The following is a 19,726-nucleotide window of genomic DNA, read 5'->3' on the forward strand; positions in this document are numbered from 1 at the left end:
GTCCTCCTTATGTAATGACTGGCTTGTGAAGTGCATCATGAGCCCACAGGACAAGTAGACTTACGGCAACGGCACACAAGATATTGATGGGTCCCGCGTCAAAGTAGACAGGGAGTAACGGGAGTAGAACAACCGGAATCAGCCCCGCTTTGACGCTATCTTTCGTTACGAGATAAGACAGACCGAGTATGCCTAGTCCGACAAGATATGCCCACGGCGTGATGGCGAAGACGATGCCGGAAAATACGGCATATCCTTTACCGCCACGTCGCGGATGAAACAATGGAAACAAGTGGCCGATGAGCACGGCAAGAGCAACGGGATAAAATGCATCTGTGATCTGTAGTGCAAGAACGGTCTTCGCGGCATCAAACAGATACACGAATAAAAAGGCCGGGAGCCCACCGGCACGATGGGCGTTGCGGGCACCGATGTTTCCGGAACCGACCTGAGCCAAATCGGTACGACTGACGTACTTCCAGAGCGTACCGCCAAGAATACTGCCGATAAGGTAACCAAGCAGGAGATCAAGGGTCACCGATGTTCCTCCTTTGTTTCTACGAGATGAACGAGTTCTTTGACGGTCAAGGCATCACTGTCTGGAGCCGTCAGGACGGCATCGACCATCTGGGCTTTTCGATCTTGTAATTCCGTCATCTTTTCTTCGATCGTCCCGCGTGTCAGCAATTTGATGACCGTCACGTCGGATTGTTGTCCAAGCCGGTGGGCACGATCGGCAGCTTGCTGTTCGACGGCCGGATTCCACCAGCTGTCAAAGAGGATGACGGTATCAGCAGTTGCGAGATTCAATCCCGTCCCACCCGCTTTTAGGGAAATCAAGAAGAGATCGACTTCACCGTCATTGAACCGATCGCATAACGCCACCCGGTCTTCGAGTGGTGTCTCACCCGTCAACAGGAAGTGGGGGAGGTGACGTTGCGCGAGATCCGAGCGAATGCGCTCGAGCATTTGTGTATACTGCGAGAAAATCAAGATCCGCTTTCCGGCGGCCCGTTTTTCGGCAATCAATGAGAGCAGACGCGTTCGTTTTGTCGCTTCCCCCGTGTATCCCTCAACGAATAACTCCGGATCGTTGCAAATTTGCCGCAACCGCGTTAACCCAGCCAGTAACTTCAAACGATCTTCGCGTTTCGTCTCGTCTAAGTGCTGCAGCGTCTCGAGTTGCAATTTGGCAAGATACGACGCATATAACCGTTTTTGGTTAGGACCGAGCTCGACATAATGATGCTCGATCTGTTTCTTCGGTAAATCCTGTAAGACATCTTGTTTCTCACGCCGTAATAAGAACGGTTGGATGAACTGTTGCATGTCATCAAATGACCATTTCTCAAACGTCGCTAAATCCGGCAGTAATTCTGGAAACAAGACATGGAAAATCGACCAGATATCACGCGGACGATTCTCAAGTGGTGTGCCCGTTAAGGCGAAACGGCGTTTTGCTTGCAGGTGCCGCAGTTGACTGACTGTTTGCGACTGCGGATTCTTCAAGTGCTGGGCTTCATCAAAGAAGACGACGTCATATACAGGGTGGCGACGGACGTCGGTCCGAAGCGTCGTATAGGAGACGATCGTCACCGTATCGTCAGGTAAGTGCTCCAGTTCGCGGAGTCGGCTGGCTTGAGAACCGGCGACGACATGAACCGGTCGACCGGGTAAAAAGCGCTTCAGTTCCGCTTCCCAGTTGCGGAGCAGTGACGCCGGCGTGACGATGAGCGCACGACGGTCAGGAATTGTCGCGATATAACCAATCGCTTGAATCGTCTTTCCGAGCCCCATCTCATCGGCTAGGATCCCGTGACATCCTTGCGCGTCCAGATTCTTCAGAAACTGGATGCCCGTCCGTTGATACGGATAGAGTCGTGACTCTAACGAATTCGGCAAGTCGAGCCGGAATCCTTGTCCCGATTTCAATTCAAGCCATTTCTCGAGCAAATCGGCGTGAAGATGGAGGACGGAAGCGCCGATCAGATGCTTCATGTTCCGGACGGCAGGTAAGACGATCCGTCCGTCGCGTAAGTCGCGTTCACTTGCTTCCATCTGAGCGAGGACCCGTTGTAACTGCTGAAAAGCCCTTGTTTCTAAAGAAACGAACTGTCCAGATTTCAAGCGGTGGTACCGTTTTTGTAAGACGAGCGACTTCAGGACACGTTTCAGCTCATCTTCTGGAATCCCGTCCATTGAAAAGTTGAACACGAGCCAGTCGAGGCGGTCCGTCACGTCGACTTCGATCCGCGGATGGAACGGCCCTTTTGGTAACGTCGTCCGGATCGCTTGTGTTGCGAATAACTCCAGTTGACCGAGCGCAACCCGTTCGTCAAGCAGGCTCCGCAGAAAGGCATATTGCGCGGCGTCACGCGTGATGATGTAGCGCGTGTCACGTGGCGTTGCTTGGAATTCACGTAAGAAGCGTAAGACACTTTGTTCCGTTACTTGATCGCGACCAGCGTAAATCGTCTCGTCGAGCGGATTCAGCTGAATCCCTTGATAATCAAACGACACGCGGACCTCGACTTCCTGAGCCGTTCGGTCAAGATGCAACTTGACGATTGGTGTCCCGGAAACGATTCGTTCTTGCAAATCAGGACTGAACGAAACATCGGCGACTCGCTGCAAATACTCCGTCTGTCCAAGCAGACGATCGAAGTAGGGCAGGGACAGTTGATGCTGTTGATTGTCCGTCAGTCGTTTGAGCGTCACGACGGGTCCGGTCAGTTCGAAATGAATCGCTACCCGACGATCCGGTGTGAGACTGCGTAAATAATGGCGCGCGCCAGCGTCATCGACTTGAATCGCCGTGAACGGACGGATCTGCGGCGATAGCGGCGTCGGTGTACCGTGCGCCTGTACATGATGCATCGCCAGTAAAACAGCGACGATATGTCCACAAAACGATGTATCCATCGCAAGCGACGGACAGTTGCATCCAGCGTCGACACCGTGCGCTTTAACGCGAACGGTGACCGTGAATCGTTCCTCACCGTCGACGCTCGCTTCGATCAGTTCGTCACCCATCCGGTAATTGTGCAACGTGACCTTACGGGCGGCGACATACTTCTTTCCCCGTCGAAAGGCATAAGCATCAGACATCTGTTTGATTTTGCGTTCACTGAGCCCGTAATTCATACTATCCCTCCTTTAGTTAACATAATATGATTATCGTTCACCATCAAATAAATCGACGGCGCGTTTTTTCTCGGAATCACCGATATGGGCATAGACTTGCGTCGTCGCGACGGATTCGTGACCGAGTAGCTGCTGGATCGTCAGAACGTCGACCCCACCGGTCGCAAGGCGTGTCGCAAACGTATGCCGCAATTTATGCGGTGTAATTTTTTTGCGCTCTAAAAAGGGCAGGACCGGTTTCAATCGTTCCGTGTGCCGCTGCAAAATATGCTGGACTGCCCGTGGGCTGAGTGGTTTCCCGTGTTTTTGGAAGACAGGCACGGCGCCGCTCGTTGGCATCTGATAATGAATCGCATATTTTCGTAAGGCAATCCGAGCTGGTTTCGCGAGCGGAATCAGCCGCTCTTTGTTACCTTTTCCGATGACGCGGAGCGTGTTTTCGTGGAAATCGACATCGTTCCAGACGAGTTGAGTCATCTCACTGAGGCGCATCCCGCTATAGCCGAGTAGTTGGAATAACGTCACGTCACGGACACGGTCGCGTTCATAATGCGACGCTTCCCGGGCATTCATCTCAACGTTCGACGGTAACAACTGAATCAATTCATCCCACTCGCGTTTCGTCAGGTAAACGGGTTCTCGCTTCGCTTGTTTTGGTCGATTGACTTTGGCGACCGGGTTTTCCGACAACTGACCCGTATCGACCAAATAACGGAACAACGACTGTAATGCTGATAACTTTCGGTTGATGACACTTGATGCATTTTGTTTCGTTAAGGCAAGGTATTCGGCGTAAGCTTCGATTCCTGCTGCATCAATCTCGATGAACGCTTCAAGCGGAATATCCCGCGCCGTTACTTCTTCACCCGACGCCGCAGCAACGAATTGAAAGAACGCTTCGTAGTCATAGACATACCGACGCATCGTTGCTAATGAGAAATGTTTTGCTGCCAACTGATCCAAATAGGACTGAATGAAGCGTGGCATCCGCTCATAACCGGGGATCGCTGGTGCTGTAGCCGAAACGGTCGTTTTATGTATCGTTTTTCCTAGGTTTTTAAATAAACTCATCCGACAATCACCCCTCTAGCAGTAGTATACCAAACGTTGGTACATCAGACACTTGTTTGCGTGAAATAGTTATTTCACGCAACGTTAAATTGTCAGACAGGGAGCGCTCAGTTGCATCGACAACGCACCAGACGGGTCGTTGATCAACTCGATGCACGTGAGAATTCAACCTATTTTTATCGTTTTTGAGCTACGACATTCTTTTTAATAACAATAATAGTATTATGTCACCTAAATCATCAAAAAAGAATGAATATTCAATTTCGCTCTCAGTTGCATCGAGAAGTGGTTCGACGGGTCATTGGTCGACTCATTTGATTTCAAGACGATTTCTGAAAAACGTCGAAAACGTGCTCGATTTCGCATACTTCATCTTGGTTCGGGTATAGAGTGTTAGGTAAGAGTTATTTTCATAAGGGGGAGTTCTAAATGATTACTGATCAACAAGCACGTCAGTATTTGAAGGATGCTAAACGCATTGCCGTCGTCGGTGTCTCGAGTGATTCCGGAAAGACCGCAAACTGGATTGCGGACTACTTAGTCCAACATGGATACGAAGTCATTCCGGTCAATCCGACGTTAAACGAGTGGAACGGTCAAAAAGTCTATCCGAGCGTCGCAAGCATTCCAGGACACATCGATATCGTCGACGTCTTCCGTCGGTCTGAGTTTTTAGCGGATGTCGCCAAAGATGCTGTTGCTCACGGTGACGTCGGGATGATTTGGAATCAGCTTGGTCTCTCGAGTGTCGAAGCAGAAAGTCTTGCACTCGGTGCTGGTATTCCATATATTGAGAATCGTTGCATTAAAATCGAGCATCAATATCTGTGAGTCATCGCACGATTTCAGGCATCTTCACCCGTTCGTGAAGGTGTCTTTTTTCATGCGCTTTACAGGTTATGCTTGTCAGGAAGCAAGAAGATGCCTACAATTAGAGACAGACTACTTGAAATAACGAACGAACGTTTGTAAAAACGACGTCGTAATTTCGAATTTTGAGGTGAAATGAATGGCGACAGACTTAAATAACTACAATGATGATGCCATACAGGTGCTCGAAGGACTCGAAGCAGTCCGGAAGCGCCCAGGTATGTATATCGGTTCAACCGATCACCGTGGACTTCACCATCTCGTCTACGAGATCGTCGATAACGCAATCGATGAGGCACTTGCAGGATTCGGGGAACAAATTGACGTCACGATTCATAAAGATAATGCAATCACTGTCCGTGACCATGGACGTGGAATGCCAACGGGGATGCATGCATCGGGAAAGCCGACTGCTGAAGTCATCTTCACAGTCCTTCACGCTGGCGGTAAGTTCGGTCAAGGTGGATATAAGACGTCCGGTGGCTTACACGGCGTCGGGGCGTCGGTCGTTAACGCCTTATCAACGGATTTGAAAGTAACGATCTTCCGTGACGGGAAACAATATGAGCAAACGTTTGAAAACGGTGGGATGCCGAAGACGACGTTGCTTGAAACGGGTACGACGCGTCAAAAAGGAACGAGCGTTTACTTTAAACCAGATGGCTCGATCTTCAGTACGTTGACATACAACTACGATACGCTCGCAGAACGCTTACGCGAATCCGCTTTCTTGCTGAAAGGTCTGAAGATTACGCTGACGGACGAACGGTCCGATAAACAAGATATCTTCCAGTACCAAGACGGTGTCAGCGAATTCGTCCAGTACTTGAATGATGATAAAGATACGCTTCATCCGACGGTCGCGTTCGAAGGCACGGAAAACGAAATCGAAGTCGATATCGCCTTCCAGTTCACGGATGCGTACTCGGAAAACGTCCTGTCGTTCGTCAACAACGTCCGGACACGCGACGGTGGAACACACGAAGTTGGTGCGAAGACGGCGATGACACGGGTCATGAATGAATATGCCCGAAAGAACACGCTCTTGAAGGAAAAGGATAAGAATCTTGACGGAAATGATATCCGCGAAGGGTTGACGATGATCGTCTCGATCCGAATTCCGGAAGAATTCCTTCAGTTCGAAGGACAAACGAAGTCGAAACTCGGTTCACCGGAAGCGCGGACGAGCTGTGACGCTGTCATCAGCCGTCGTCTCTCGACGTACTTGGAAGAGAACCCGCAAACGGCGACGCTGTTGATCAAAAAAGCGATCCGCGCAGCGCAAGCCCGGGAAGCAGCACGGAAAGCCCGCGAAGAAGCACGAAATGGGAAAAAGAAGAAACGTTCGAGCATCTTGAACGGAAAACTGACACCTGCTGCTTCGAAAAACGCGGACAAGAATGAATTGTTCCTCGTCGAGGGTGATTCTGCCGGTGGTTCTGCGAAACAAGGACGAAACCGGACGTTCCAAGCGATTCTTCCACTCCGTGGGAAGGTCTTGAACACGGAAAAAGCGAAACTCGCTGACATCATGAAAAATGAAGAGATCAATACGATCATTCATGCGATTGGTGGCGGTGTCGGAGCCGATTTTGACTTGTCGGATTGTAATTTCGACAAAGTCATCATCATGACGGATGCCGATACCGATGGCGCGCATATCCAAGTCTTGCTATTGACGTTCTTCTTCCGCTACATGCGTCCGTTGATCGACGCTGGGAAGGTCTTCGTTGCCTTACCACCGCTCTATCGTGTCTCAAAAGGAAAAGGCAAATCGGAGAAATTTGAATACGTCTGGGACGAAGAGACACTCAAGAAAACGACGAAGAAATTCGGTAAAGGTTATATGATCCAGCGTTACAAAGGACTTGGGGAGATGAATGCACCACAGCTCTGGGAAACAACGATGGATCCCGAGACACGGACATTGATTCGGGTCACGATCGACGATGCTGCTGTTGCGGAAAAACGTGTCTCGGTCTTAATGGGCGATAACGTTGGTCACCGCCGGACGTGGATCGAGGACAATGTCGCCTTCGGTCTCGCGGAAGACCTCTCGATCATCGAGAATGAGCACGTGACGAAAGAGAGTGTGAACGAACATGTCTAATCTACAAAACATCCTGAACCTGTCGCTCGAGCAAGTCGTCGGCGACCGGTTTGGTCGTTATTCGAAATATATCATCCAAGATCGTGCCTTACCGGATGCCCGGGATGGTCTGAAACCGGTTCAACGCCGGATCTTGTATGCGATGCATACGGAAGGGAACTTGTTCGACCGTGCTTACCGGAAATCGGCGAAGACGGTCGGTGTCGTCATCGGTAACTACCACCCGCACGGTGATTCATCGGTCTATGAAGCAATGGTCCGCTTGAGCCAAGAGTGGAAACTGCGTTACCCGTTGATCGATATGCAAGGGAATAATGGATCAATCGACGGCGATAGCGCGGCAGCGATGCGGTATACGGAAGCCCGTTTATCAAAAGTTTCGAGTCTGATTCTCGACGGGATCAACAAACAGACCGTCGATTACACGCTCAACTTCGATGATACGACGGAAGAACCGCTCGTCTTACCGTCACTCCTACCGAACTTGCTGATGAACGGTTCGACGGGGATTTCCGCTGGTTATGCAACCGAGATTCCACCGCACCACGCGGGAGAAGTCCTCGATGCTGCGATTGGTCGGATCTCAGGGACGGTCCAGAACGTCGATGACTTGTTGACGCACATGCAAGGTCCTGATTTCCCGACTGGTGGTGTTGTCCAAGGGCTTGACGGCATCAAGAAGGCGTTCGAGACAGGACGCGGGAAAGTCATCATCCGCTCGCGCTCAACGATTGAGACACTGCGGGGTGGTCGTCAGCAAATCGTCATCACGGAGCTCCCGTATGAGGTCAATAAAGCGAATCTCGTTAAACGGATGGAAGAACTCCGTCTTGATAAAAAGGTCGAAGGTGTCGCTGAAGTTCGTGATGAGACCGACCGCGACGGCTTACGCGTCGTCATCGAGTTGAAGAAGGAAGCGGACGCAGAAGGTGTCTTACACTTCTACCTCAAACAGACTGACTTACAAATTGCTTATAACTACAACATGGTCGCGATCCATGAGCGGACACCGCGGCAAATGGGCGTCTTGACACTACTTGATGCGTATCTTGCACACGTCAAGGAAGTCGTCATCCGCCGGACAGCATTTGACCTCGAACAAGCGAAACGCCGTCAGGAAGTCGTTTCTGCCTTGATGACAGCAATCTCTGTCCTCGATGAGACACTTGCCTTGATCCGTTCCGCGTCGAACAAAGCGGACGCAAAGGAGAAGCTGATCGCGCGCTTCAACTTCACGGATCGCCAAGCGGAAGCTGTCGTCATGCTTCAACTTTACCGGTTAACGAATACCGATATCGTCGAGTTGCAGGAAGAAGCAGCGAAACTCGAGAAGGAAATCGCTCGTCTTGAGAAGATCCTTAACGATGAAAAGACACGGAATCGTCTCATCATCAAGGAATTGACAGTCTTGAAGGAACAAGTCGCGGACAAACGTCGCTCGACGATCGAAGCGGAAGTTGAAGAACTGAAGCTGAAGACGGAAGTCATGATCGCTGTCGAAGAAACGATGGTCTTCCTGTCGAAAAACGGGTACGTCAAACGCTCGTCGCTCCGTTCATTCGGTGCTTCGAACGACTTACCGGACTTGAAGGAACAGGATCGTCCGTTGCTCCAAGGCCAAGCGATGACGACGGATCACTTGATTGTCTGGACCGTTCGCGGGAATTACTTGCTGATTCCGGTCCATCAATTGCCGGATACGAAGTGGAAAGATGGCGGTCAACACGTCGCGAACCTCGTTCCACTCGAACCGGGTGACCGGGTTCTCTCAGCGGATCTCGTCCGCTCGTTCGACGAAGCACAGCATTGCTTGTTCGTGACTCGTCAAGGGATGGTCAAACGCTCGAAACTGAGTGACTACAACGCCCAGCGGAAGTCAAAACCACTTCAAGGTGTCCGTTTGAAGGCAGACGACGAAGTTTTGTATGCTCAGGTCTCAACAGGTCAAACGGAGCTGTTCCTTGCGACACAGAACGGTTTCGGTCTCTGGTTCACGGAAGACGACGTTCCTGTCGTCGGTGTCCGGGCTGCCGGTGTTAAAGCGATCAACCTGAAGGATCAAGATGTTGTCGCGGGTGCAATTGGCTTCAAGGAAGCACCACAGATCGTTCTCTTGACGCAACGGGGTGCCTTGAAGAAGATGCGCCTCGCGGATCAGTTCCAAGTCTCGAGCCGTGCGCTCCGTGGCTTACAGTTGCTGCGTGATTTGAAATCGAAACCACACCAAGTCGCAGCATTGATTGACGTCACACAAGCGAAAGAATTGGTCCTTAGCGGGAAAGAGCAAGAGAAAACGATCCAAATCGGTTCGTTATCGTTCCTTGACCGCTTATCGAACGGTTCATTTGCCTATGATGAAGAGAAATTTGGTCCCTTACTCGACTGGTATACACGATAAGATGCAGCTCCTCCGGATAACGGGGGAGCTTTTTTAGATCTAGCGGGGCAGGAGAGGGGGAATTTTGAGACGAATGCTCGGAATTTTGAGATTTATCGCGAGAAATATCGTTTACAAATTGAAACACTGACCAATAACGGCTACAATAGAAGAAATAGTCAGGTCACGATTCGTCACGAACAAGCGTCGGGTCACGCGTCTCCGCAGCTTTGCTTATAGCGTCAATTGATCAAGCAGCTACGGGACCGTCCCTTTAGCTGCTTGTTGTGCAATCTGCCGACCTTGGAGAGGTGATGAAGATGAAATTCAGACGTCGCGAAAAAGTAGCAATCTATATCACTCGGGAAAAACCTAACGGATGGGAACTACTTGTTTTTCATCCACAATCGGCTCCTGAGAGTGATTGGCAGATCCCCGCAGGTACGATCGAAGATGCTGAAATCGCAAAAGAAGCGGCTGTCCGTGAGACGCTTGAGGAAAGTGGTCTCTCGTTAGCATCCGTCCAGTACATCGGCGAAGAAGAGATGCGGTACCCAGAGCGAATGCGGGTGCATTACACGTATTTCTACCATGCGCACATCGAATGCCAAGAGAACCGCTGGACGCATTGTGTGGCTGGTGACGGTCAGGATTGCGGTGATTTCTTTGATTTCGCGTGGTTGCCACTTGATCGGATCACGCAACTTGAACGCCGCCATCATATATTCCTGGATCGTTTGATTCATCGATTGGAACGGACACGTCCGTATGATTGTCGAAAACACGGTTAATTCCGTGTTTTTTTGTTTTGTCTCACTATCTTAAGTTTACCCTGATTATGAGACAAAATTTTATAACTATTGATAATATATGTTATGTTAACTTGAATAAAAAAATGATCTTTTAGTCAGATTCATCCATTCCCCCTGTCGTGTAAAAATCGGTCTATCGTCCTGTTGGTCTTCCTCCTCATTCTTTGTTACTCTAATAACAGTAACACCGCGAATGTTACCTTTTTAACGGTAACAAATCAAATGTTTCCATGATTGTGGCAACAAATGAACAGGAGGAATCGTCATGCAAGCTGTTGCCTTGTCGTTTGATGTCAAAGGCTCCCGCGACTATCCGAGCAAAGAAGCATTACTTCAAGCGCTCCGAGAACTCGCGAACAATCTGAATACGGCATTTCCAACGAGTATCGTTCCGTTCCAAATCAAATCCGGTGATAGCTTACTGGCGGTATTTGCGGATTATCCGGTTAGTTATCCGGTCATGCTGCACTTATTGAATCAAGAATTACCGGGTTACATCGGGATCGGATTTGGTCAGTATGAGACGATTTCGACGACGCGGGCTGAAGAAGCCAATGGTAGTGCGATCATTCACGCTTTTGAAGCGCAGGAATTGGCGAAGACACTTCCGTCACGGATCGCCTTTGCTGGACCGCCCTACTTACCGACCGCCCTGCTGAATGGTTATCTTGAGATGCTCTATCCGGCGTATTTCGGGAAGACGGACCGTCAAATTGAGTTGCACCGGTTGATGGATCAATATCCGGATGATACGTATGAAGAAATCGGTCTGAAGATGGGCTTTAAGGAACAAGATGCCCGCGCGAATGTCGCAAAACTCGTTTCCCGCTCGCAGCGTAAGCAACGGAAGCGTCTTGAAGCTGCCTTGACACAGGCACTGGAGCAATTCCAAGTCTGGGAGGCGATTCGGTGACTGTCTTACTTAGCCTTATCCTTGTCCACTTACTTGCTGATTTTCCATTACAGACGAGACGGATGGCGCAACTGAAACATCGAAATCGACGCATCTTGGTCCAACATCTTGCCGTCCATGCGGCTCTGATGCTACTTTTCCTCGCGTTCTTCGTCATCCGAGGGGTATTAACCATCGACATCGCCGGATGGCTTGGCGGAAGTATTCTCGTGTTTCACGCCCTACTCGATGCCTCCCCGCTCAAACGTCGCGTCAAGCAAGCGGCGGCGTACTGGATCGATCAAGCGTTACATATCGCTGCCATCATCGCCTTGACATGGGTGTTCGTACCGATTGATTGGTCGTTGTCGTTCTCACGTCCGGAGCAAATTCTATGGATTCTGTGCTTTAGTTTAGTGACGACGGAGTTACTCGGTCACGGGATTGCTTTAATGCTCGCACCATTTGCTCCGCGCTTGATCGAAGCGCATTTCGAGCGAAAAGTGACACGTAAGGAGCAATTAGACGGCGTTTCGCGGACCGTCACACATGAAGTCGAAGATTCTGTGCGCAGTTATACGACGGAATTAAACGGAATCGGGCGTTATATCGGTCTCGTCGAACGGGCAATCATTACCCTGCTCGTCGTCACGAACGCAACGGGAGCCATCGGGTTCATCATTGCTTTGAAGGCACTGGCACGTTTTAAACAGTTTGAAGATCGCCGCTTTGCGGAATATTACATCATCGGGAGCTTGCTCAGTATCTTAGGTGCGATTTTATGTGGACTCGCGATTCGCGTCGCACTCTAAACGATGAATGAAAGTGAGGGAGACGGTCTTGACCGTCGCACGAAGTATGAAACAAATTGGATTAGTGAGACATCACCGGGTGACGGAAGGATACCCGACGAAAGGCTGGATCAGCGCCAGCGATATTGAAAAATGGATTGAACGGTATGATACGTCAGACATCGATATTCAACCGGTCGAGCTCGGTCAGATCGACTGGACAGTCTGTTATGCCAGTAGCATGCCACGCGCCGTCCAGACGGCGAAGAGTGTCTACGATAAAGAGATCATCGTGACGGATCTACTACGGGAAGTACCGTTTCCGACGATTCAGTCGAATCTAAGGTTACCGTTTCTTGGCTGGGCGGTCCTCGGTCGACTCGCAGCCCCGTTCAGCAAACGGATTCAAGCGGAGATCAAGGAAGCGAATGAACGGATTGAGGTCCTGTTGAATCAACTGATGTTCGAGGATGATGAACGGGTCTTACTCGTCGGGCATGGCGGTATGATGATTTTGATGCGTGCTGCCTTGAAACGGCGCGGTTACCGGGGGCCGCGGTTCGGTCATCCGCGTAACGGCATGCTGTATCTGTTCGAGAAAGAGGAACCGACATGTTGAAATGGGGATCAACGATTCTGTTAGCACTCTGTTTAATCGTCATCTTCTATACGACACGAGACGAAGAGCCCCCTGCCCCGACCACGGGACAGATGGAGGTCTACGGTTTTGACGTCGGTCAAGGAGATAGCACGTTCATCCGGACGAAGGAAGACGCGATCTTGATTGACGGCGGGAATAACGGCAAAGGCGAGGATGTCGTCCGCTACCTGCAAGAATTGGGTGTCAAACGCTTAACAGCAGTCATCGCGACACATCCGGACGCCGATCATATCGGTGGACTCGATACCGTCCTCGATGCCTTTCCAGTCGATAGCGTCTATGCCCCGCGTGTCACGCATACGACGGAGACATATCGCGATTTCCTTCTAGCTGTCAAACGCGAAGGGGTGACGATCAAGTCGGTTAAGGCGGGTCTTGAGATACCGAGTGAAGCCGCACGCTTTACGTTCCTTGCGCCCCTAACGGACGGAACGCAGGATCTCAACAGTTGGAGTGCCGTTCTGCGGGTCGAACATGGACAGGACCGGTTCCTCTTCATGGGCGACGCCCCGATCCGGACGGAACGACAATTGCTTGAGTCAGATGTCGATCTTAGCGCCGATGTCTTGAAGCTTGGGCATCACGGAGCAGACACATCGTCCTCCCTGCCCTTCCTACAAGCCGTTGATCCGAAGCGAGCGTTGATCTCAGCCGGGAAGGACAATGCCTATCGTCACCCACGCCCCTCCGTCTTACAGGAACTGAAAACAGAACGGATTACGATTGACCGAACCGATCAAAGCGGTACGATCCAGTATATCTCGACTGGTGACGGCATCAAGGAATCGAACCGGACCGATTTACGACCGGAATAACAAGACGTGGAGGTGCATCAGATGCGATTGACCCTAGCTGATTTTGAAGACGATCTAGCGATTTGCGAGACGGACGACCGCGAGACGATCACATTACCGAAAAGTCGTTTGCCGCGCCAGGCGACGATCGGCGACCGACTCGACTGGACCGGACGTTCGATTCGGATCTTACGCGATGAGACGAACGCACGTAAAAAAGAGATCTCCGAGTTGATGGATGATCTCTTTGAAGAATGATGAGACTCCCTCGGAATGCTGAGGGAGTCTTTTTTAACCGAGTAGACTGATGACGAGACCAGCGAGGATGCCTGCTGTGAATAAGGAACCGAGCGTATACGTCAGCAAACGTAATCCGAATGGGAGCCGACGAATCGCGGCAAAGGCTCGACGATTCGGAGGTCCTCCGGCAACAATACGTTGATACTCGTCAATAGGACTGTGAGCAACATCCTGATGCTGGTTTAGAGTAGAGTTCGATTCGGTAGTGTGTGGTTTCATCTGTCCATCCTCCCTATTCCGATGACTATATCCTTCTATTCGCTAAGTAACTTCATAATCCTGTTTCAATTTTTTTGATATTTCACGAAACTTTTGGATGAAACTGGTAGTATAAAAGATAGACGTATTTCTTTATGCGTGATTCCTGGAAAATCACTAGCGGTTTTTTCTGAATTTTCGTACACTTTAGAAATACGATGCATCTTAAAGGGGGAATCATCCATGTTTCAAACGTTACGTACATCACTCAAACAATCTGTCCTTGGTCAGGACGATGTGATTGATCATTTATTGATGGGCTTGCTCGCAGAAGGTCATGTGTTGCTCGAAGACCGTCCGGGGACCGGTAAGACGACACTAGCAAAAGCACTGGCGCAGACACTCGAAGCAAAGTTCTCACGTGTTCAATGTACAGCGGATACGTTACCGACCGATTTACTTGGGATGGAGCTGTTCAACCCACTGACAGGATCGTTTGAACAACGGTTTGGTCCGCTGTTCGCGAACATCGTCCTCGTCGATGAGATCAACCGGACGACTCCACGGACACAGTCAGCATTGCTCGAGGCAATGGCCGAAGGACAAGTGACGATCGGGGATACATCTTATACGTTACCGCAACACTTTCTTGTCATCGCGACACAAAATCCGTTCGATGGACACGGCACATTCCCACTGCCGCATGCCCAACTCGACCGTTTCTTGTTCAAGTTGTCGTTCGCTCCGCTGACACGTCAGGCGGAGAAGGCATTATTACGTGGAGCACACTTAACCGCGGCCGAACTACAGATTCCGCTCGAACAACTCAATGACTGGAAAGAGGAAGTCGTCGCCGTCTCAATCGAAGATAGCGTCGAAAACTACTTACTCGATGTCTGTGACGCACTCCGCGCCCATCGTGACGTTGAGATCGGACCGAGTCCACGAGCGACGCTCGCACTCTTAAAAGCCGCGAAAGCACGGGCCTGGATGGAGGAGCGGACGTACGTCACACCAGAGGACGTCAAGCACTTGGCGACGCCATTGCTTGCCCACCGTCTCGTCTTGACGCTCGAAGCGACGCTGAAGCTATCGAACGAACGTCTCGTCGAGCAGATCCTCGATTCACTCACTGTTCCGACTGAGGTGTAATCATGCAATTGATCATACCAAAAGGCTTTAACCTCATCATTCTTACGATGACAGGTGCAAGTGGCGTCATCGTCGGACTCTATGGTCCTGTCTGGATTGCGGCTTTATTACTTGCCTATACATTATATGGCTGGGTGATGCCGTATTATCTCGAATACGTTGCGAAGCGGATTCGCGTCCGCCTCCTTGAGACCGTTCGCGCTTTTCGAGAGGAAACGATCCAGATACCGTTCGAGTTATCTAACCCAACGAAGTTACCACTCGGTCGCATCACGATTTCTGGGTTGCTCGGGGATCAGATCAAGCTTCCAGATGCGAGTAGTCAATTTTGGCGTCAACACTTATATGTCAACAAACAGACGATTGTGCCGTTTTCAATCGATGTCATTGCCGCTCACCGGGGAACGATTCGAATTCAGTCGTTTGACGTCATGATCTCGGATCCGTTTCATTTGATCACAATCTATGTAACGCTTGATATTCAAGAGCTGGGTCACGTCTTCCCTGACTTTGCACCAGCGTCAGTCGAGTGGAATGAACGGATGATTCCCGGTGAGACGATTGATCGCTCGAGTCCGTTCACCGATCGCTCGAGTTTCCACTCCGTCGTCCCCTACTCCGGAGATGCGAAGTCGATCTACTGGTCCGCTTATGCGAAGACGAATGAACTGTACTCGTATCAATATGACCGGAAACGTAACCATGATTATGCCGTCATCGTCGATGGCTTGTCCGCAGACGGACTCGCCCTCCGCTCGGACTTCGAGAAACTATTATCGCGTGCCGCGACGATCATCCGTGAACTCGAGAAACAAGGGGCTTCCTACAGCCTCTGGATTTCGATGGTCAACCGATCCGGGCAGTGGTACCATGTTCCGTCTGGTATGGGAAAACATCAATTCCTACGGACGATGGAATGCCTTGCCCGGATTTCCGAATACGATCTACCGCTCGAGCGACGGTACTTCACGAAGCGATTGCAACGTAGTGTGCCGTCGACGACGGCGGAGATTCACCTCGGTCACCGGCAGAAAGGAGTGAGCGCATGATTCTCTGGTGGATATTCCTTGCGAGTCTGTTACCGGTTCCGTTCTATCTCGCGCTCGCTCTTCCGGCACTCGCCTTCGTACCACATCGTTCGCTTCGAATCGGATTACAGTTACTCGTAGCGGGGTCCTTGTTTTTCCTCTCTCCCGTAGCTAGCGTCTTAGCCCTTGTCTTCGTCGCCTGGACCGCGTTTCTTGATACGGTCGATTCGGCGTGGCGTTACGCTACGAGTGCGATGGTCATCGGCGTCGTGATGGTATTGTTCCCGGGAGTGACACCACCAATTGGCGCCTTTTTAATTTTGGTCTTCGTCATTGCGTATCCATTCGTCGTCACGTACATGACAGAATGGCGGCGTATCTTCCCGACGATCGCGTTAGTCCTCAGCGCGGGGCTGATCATCGCTGTCGTCTTCCGGCTCACGAAAGAAGCGCTCGTCGGATCCGTCACGAGTGCGATTCGTCCGCTATTTGAAGCATTCGGTTCATTATTCCTTTGGACGGAACCACTTGGTCGGGAAGCGGACACGATGACGAACCGGGCAATGGGGCTAGAGAATATCAAAGGTGTTCAAGACGTGGAGCAAGCTGCCGTCCAGGCAGGAACACCGGATTGGATTTGGATCGCAACGACGCTTCTGACGGTGATCTTAGTTGCGGTTACGCTTTATGTCATCCGGAAGCGAAACGTCATAGCAATCGAAAAAGAACAAACCGTCAAGCACTCCAAACAAGTACGGGCGCATGCGCCAAAACGGCATAGTCATCATCCGCTTCTGAAGATTGCTTCTCAGCTCGAGCAAGCTTTCCCAAGACGCCATGAAGAGACGACGCTTGAATGGCTGACACGGATCGAGTTCCCGGATGCGTCACCAAACGCTCGACTGATTGACGGGATTGAGTTCAGTCCAAGTGAACCGGCCTACGACATCCAGACGTTCCGCCGTCAAGTACGCGAACAAATCGAACGCTAACGAAAAGCCCCTGCTCATGGAGCGGGGGCTTCCTCGTCGCATAATGTGCGCATCAATTGGTTGCGTGGTGTCGTCGCAAGACCCCAGTCGCAGATCGCATCGAGTAAGGGAATCAAGGACGCACCTTTTGCACTTAACGCATACTCAACACGAGGTGGGATTTCCGGGTAGACGGTCCGCGTAATCAAGCCATCTTGTTCGAGTTGCTTCAGCTGCTGTGTCAGCGTCTTCGGTGAGACGTCCTGGATATAACGCTCCAGTGTATTAAAACGTACCGCACCTTCCTCATGCAGCTCGTACAAGATCATCACTTTCCACTTGCCTTGAATCTGACGCATCGTCGCATCGAACTCATTTAGATACGGCATACCGTTCCCTCCCTTACCAAAAGGTAACCGACTGACCTAAAAGTGCGTACTTCTCGGATTGGTTTCCCTCTGTTATCTTCAATTTATCATATCAAATAAGGAGACGATATTATGAAAACAGGATTCATTGCCATCACAGGTGCTACGTCAGGAATCGGGCATGCGATTGCGCGAACGTTCATTCAGAAAGGGTACCGCGTCTTATTGCTCGGACGACGGATTGATCGTCTGGCGAGCCTTGCTTCAGACGATGTCTTGATTCGCCAAGTCGCAGCCACCGACCGAGCTGCCCTCGATGCTGCTTTAGCAGACGCGACGGAAGCGTTCGGACCGGTCGAAGCCATCATCAATAATGCAGGACGGATGTTACTCGGTCAAATCGAGACACAAGACGCGGAAGAATGGGAAGAGATGTTTGACGTCAACGCGCTCGGTGTCTTACACGGGATGCAAGCCGTCCTTCCCTCGATGATGGAGCGCAAGACCGGCACGATCATCAACATCAGTTCGATTGCCGGTAAAAAGACGTTCGCAGACCATGCCGCGTACGTCGGTACGAAATTCGCCGTCCACGCGATGAGTGAGAACGTCCGAGGTGAAGTCGCGTCTCACGGTGTCCGCGTCATGACGATCGCACCAGGTGTCGTCGAGACGGAATTGCTCGGTCATACGACAAATGACGCGATTAAGGACGGCTACAACGAATGGAAACAGTCGATTGACGGTGGACTCGATCCGCAAGTCGTCGCGGACACTGTCTTATTCGCCTTCGAGCAACCGCAACATGTCAATATTCAAGAAATCGTCTTAGCTCCGACGAAACAACTCGATTGACGAATAATAGACCGAAGCGCTCGGAAATGGATGTACTTCCGAGCGCTTCGGTCTATTTCATTCAAGCGTTACTTTATTAAGTGACTCTGTTCAATCGTTTGAAAGATTGATTGATAGATCTGCAGTTGCTCTGACCGATTCGGTCGTTCGATCCCCTCACCAAATAACCAGGTCGTCTCTTGTGTATCGTCATAGAGCATACCAGCCGCAAACGTCGGATTCGGCACCGAGATGCTTTCCTCATAGGAGAGACTCGGATCAAGAAACGGTTCGACGGATTTTTGAGAGCCGATAAAGAAAAAGGGAATCTGCGCCTTCGGGTAGACGGTAGCATAGTCACGTCCCGCTGCTTGATGTAAGTACTCCGGCATAATCATGACTGCGTCGTATCGTCGTAAATCTCCTTTGATCTCCTGCAGATCAATCGAGTGGAAATCCGGTGATTGCGTAAGAACTGGAGCTGTTCCGACGACGGCGATGGTGAGATCGATGGTACTGGCTTTTGGCGTCAACGTTGGTTTTTTCATCATACATACGGTAAGCAGTAGACTGAGTGCAAGTAAAGTCATGACGGTTCTTTGTCTCATCTGTCCCTCCATGATTTCCTAATATTAGGTCTTTCGCCTAGTTCCTTTATACCATAGAAATGGGTGACGTTATGTTTTTGCACAATAGGGAAATCGCGTGAATAAAGTACCAACAGAAGCCAATAAAAAAAGACTCCCTGATTGGAGTCTCCTTACTTTTCAGCATCGATTTTTGAAGCCTTACGCGCAATGACGACAATAAAGACGATGGCACCGACAGGAATCACGAGCGGCATCCAGTCGAGGATATACTGTGCGTTCATCGTATCCCCCCTTACCTAGCAAGCTATAAGCGTAGCATATGCCAATTGCTGGGGAGTTGCAAGTCACAGTCGGGGCAGAAGTTCGTTCACGATCGCGTAATAAATCAAGATACTTGTCGAGAGCGTATATCCGATGAATAAAAGGGGTGTGAATTTAGGTTTCATGCGTCGTTCGATCAAGCGTAGCGAACCGATGGTGACGACAAGAGCGACGACCGGACTGAATCCGAATACGACGATATCTAAGGATGTCACGACATCTTCTGGAAACACGAGATGAAAGACAAAAAGTGAGAATAAGTACCACGATGTATAGGATAGACAAACGAAGAAGAGGAAAGCAGCTAGTTTCCGCATCCCGTTTGATTGGCTTTTTTCCATCTGTTGCATGTCGTTCCTCCTACATAAGTATCAGATACCCTTAATAGTAACTGGAACTATTCGCTTAAAATATTCAAATATGAATATCCGACAAAAAACGA

General features: G+C 50.4%; 20 protein-coding genes. 13 read left to right on the forward strand and 7 right to left on the reverse strand.

The annotated features are described in order from the left end of the window. Nucleotides 1-7: 7 nt before the first annotated feature. From B3G15_RS14515 to B3G15_RS14525, 3 genes are read right to left on the reverse strand one after another with little or no spacing between them, the layout of a single operon-like run. Nucleotides 8-538: a glycerol-3-phosphate acyltransferase gene (locus B3G15_RS14515; protein ID WP_214745769.1), complete on the reverse strand. Its 531-nt coding sequence runs from the start codon at nucleotides 536-538 to the stop codon at nucleotides 8-10. Continuing rightward, the gene (locus B3G15_RS14520; protein ID WP_290722026.1) at nucleotides 535-3,144 is read right to left on the reverse strand and encodes a DEAD/DEAH box helicase; all 2,610 of its coding nucleotides are present in this window, start codon (nucleotides 3,142-3,144) and stop codon (nucleotides 535-537) included. Before B3G15_RS14520 ends, B3G15_RS14515 begins: the two co-directional genes overlap by 4 nt. A gap of 30 nt (nucleotides 3,145-3,174) precedes the next feature. Then, complete coding sequence (locus tag B3G15_RS14525) at nucleotides 3,175-4,215, reverse strand: tyrosine-type recombinase/integrase (RefSeq protein WP_290722027.1); 1,041 nt, start codon at nucleotides 4,213-4,215, stop codon at nucleotides 3,175-3,177. A gap of 429 nt (nucleotides 4,216-4,644) precedes the next feature. Between B3G15_RS14525 and B3G15_RS14530 the strand changes: the two genes are divergently transcribed. From B3G15_RS14530 to B3G15_RS14570, 9 genes are all read left to right on the forward strand, one after another. Then, complete coding sequence (locus tag B3G15_RS14530) at nucleotides 4,645-5,046, forward strand: CoA-binding protein (RefSeq protein ID WP_023468336.1); 402 nt, start codon at nucleotides 4,645-4,647, stop codon at nucleotides 5,044-5,046. Nucleotides 5,047-5,224: 178 nt separating this feature from the next. Continuing rightward, complete coding sequence (gene parE / locus B3G15_RS14535) at nucleotides 5,225-7,195, forward strand: DNA topoisomerase IV subunit B (RefSeq protein WP_023468335.1); 1,971 nt, start codon at nucleotides 5,225-5,227, stop codon at nucleotides 7,193-7,195. After that, the gene (gene parC / locus B3G15_RS14540) at nucleotides 7,188-9,593 is read left to right on the forward strand and encodes a DNA topoisomerase IV subunit A (protein WP_058265960.1); all 2,406 of its coding nucleotides are present in this window, start codon (nucleotides 7,188-7,190) and stop codon (nucleotides 9,591-9,593) included. The genes parE and parC overlap by 8 nt, the downstream gene beginning before the upstream one ends. 299 nt (nucleotides 9,594-9,892) lie before the next feature. Continuing rightward, nucleotides 9,893-10,363 (forward strand): NUDIX domain-containing protein, encoded by a 471-nt coding sequence (locus tag B3G15_RS14545; RefSeq protein ID WP_231681758.1) that lies wholly within the window; start codon nucleotides 9,893-9,895, stop codon nucleotides 10,361-10,363. A gap of 286 nt (nucleotides 10,364-10,649) precedes the next feature. Beyond that, nucleotides 10,650-11,297: a hypothetical protein gene (locus B3G15_RS14550; protein WP_290722032.1), complete on the forward strand. Its 648-nt coding sequence runs from the start codon at nucleotides 10,650-10,652 to the stop codon at nucleotides 11,295-11,297. Beyond that, nucleotides 11,294-12,088 carry a DUF3307 domain-containing protein gene (locus B3G15_RS14555; RefSeq protein ID WP_290722033.1) on the forward strand — a complete coding sequence of 265 codons (795 nt, stop codon included), beginning with the start codon at nucleotides 11,294-11,296 and terminating at the stop codon, nucleotides 12,086-12,088. Before B3G15_RS14550 ends, B3G15_RS14555 begins: the two co-directional genes overlap by 4 nt. Nucleotides 12,089-12,116: 28 nt before the next feature. Next, nucleotides 12,117-12,686 (forward strand): histidine phosphatase family protein, encoded by a 570-nt coding sequence (locus B3G15_RS14560; RefSeq protein ID WP_023468330.1) that lies wholly within the window; start codon nucleotides 12,117-12,119, stop codon nucleotides 12,684-12,686. Further along, nucleotides 12,683-13,543 carry a ComEC/Rec2 family competence protein gene (locus B3G15_RS14565; RefSeq protein WP_414651126.1) on the forward strand — a complete coding sequence of 287 codons (861 nt, stop codon included), beginning with the start codon at nucleotides 12,683-12,685 and terminating at the stop codon, nucleotides 13,541-13,543. The genes B3G15_RS14560 and B3G15_RS14565 overlap by 4 nt, the downstream gene beginning before the upstream one ends. Nucleotides 13,544-13,564: 21 nt before the next feature. Next, nucleotides 13,565-13,780, forward strand: a complete 216-nt coding sequence (locus B3G15_RS14570; RefSeq protein WP_029341721.1) for a DUF3006 domain-containing protein — start codon at nucleotides 13,565-13,567, stop codon at nucleotides 13,778-13,780. Nucleotides 13,781-13,813: 33 nt separating this feature from the next. Here the strand turns inward: B3G15_RS14570 and B3G15_RS14575 are convergent, their stop codons facing one another. Beyond that, nucleotides 13,814-14,041 carry a hypothetical protein gene (locus tag B3G15_RS14575; RefSeq protein ID WP_290722037.1) on the reverse strand — a complete coding sequence of 76 codons (228 nt, stop codon included), beginning with the start codon at nucleotides 14,039-14,041 and terminating at the stop codon, nucleotides 13,814-13,816. 222 nt (nucleotides 14,042-14,263) lie between these two features. Here B3G15_RS14575 and B3G15_RS14580 point away from each other — a divergent pair, with 222 nt between their 5' ends. The 3 genes from B3G15_RS14580 to B3G15_RS14590 are packed head-to-tail and all read left to right on the forward strand — an operon-like array spanning nucleotide 14,264 to nucleotide 17,192. Beyond that, nucleotides 14,264-15,172 carry an AAA family ATPase gene (locus tag B3G15_RS14580; protein ID WP_290722039.1) on the forward strand — a complete coding sequence of 303 codons (909 nt, stop codon included), beginning with the start codon at nucleotides 14,264-14,266 and terminating at the stop codon, nucleotides 15,170-15,172. Nucleotides 15,173-15,174: 2 nt separating this feature from the next. Continuing rightward, entirely contained in the window at nucleotides 15,175-16,221 is a 1,047-nt protein-coding gene (locus B3G15_RS14585) for a DUF58 domain-containing protein (RefSeq protein ID WP_214857635.1), read from the forward strand. Further along, nucleotides 16,218-17,192 (forward strand): hypothetical protein, encoded by a 975-nt coding sequence (locus B3G15_RS14590; RefSeq protein ID WP_290722042.1) that lies wholly within the window; start codon nucleotides 16,218-16,220, stop codon nucleotides 17,190-17,192. The genes B3G15_RS14585 and B3G15_RS14590 overlap by 4 nt, the downstream gene beginning before the upstream one ends. Before the next feature lie 14 nt (nucleotides 17,193-17,206). Here the strand turns inward: B3G15_RS14590 and B3G15_RS14595 are convergent, their stop codons facing one another. Beyond that, on the reverse strand, nucleotides 17,207-17,560 hold the full coding sequence (locus tag B3G15_RS14595) for a winged helix-turn-helix transcriptional regulator (protein WP_290722044.1): 354 nt from the start codon (nucleotides 17,558-17,560) through the stop codon (nucleotides 17,207-17,209). A gap of 111 nt (nucleotides 17,561-17,671) precedes the next feature. Between B3G15_RS14595 and B3G15_RS14600 the strand changes: the two genes are divergently transcribed. Next, nucleotides 17,672-18,394, forward strand: coding sequence for an SDR family oxidoreductase (locus B3G15_RS14600; RefSeq protein ID WP_290722046.1), 723 nt, complete (start codon nucleotides 17,672-17,674; stop codon nucleotides 18,392-18,394). Between the two features lie 68 nt (nucleotides 18,395-18,462). Here the strand turns inward: B3G15_RS14600 and B3G15_RS14605 are convergent, their stop codons facing one another. Then, complete coding sequence (locus tag B3G15_RS14605) at nucleotides 18,463-18,981, reverse strand: hypothetical protein (RefSeq protein ID WP_290722048.1); 519 nt, start codon at nucleotides 18,979-18,981, stop codon at nucleotides 18,463-18,465. Nucleotides 18,982-19,307: 326 nt separating this feature from the next. Further along, nucleotides 19,308-19,634 carry a hypothetical protein gene (locus B3G15_RS14610; protein ID WP_050677942.1) on the reverse strand — a complete coding sequence of 109 codons (327 nt, stop codon included), beginning with the start codon at nucleotides 19,632-19,634 and terminating at the stop codon, nucleotides 19,308-19,310. Nucleotides 19,635-19,726: the final 92 nt, after the last annotated feature.

Source organism: Exiguobacterium sp. UBA1053 (genome assembly GCF_002316465.1).
In the GTDB taxonomy this organism is placed as follows: domain Bacteria; phylum Bacillota; class Bacilli; order Exiguobacteriales; family Exiguobacteriaceae; genus Exiguobacterium_A; species Exiguobacterium_A abrahamii.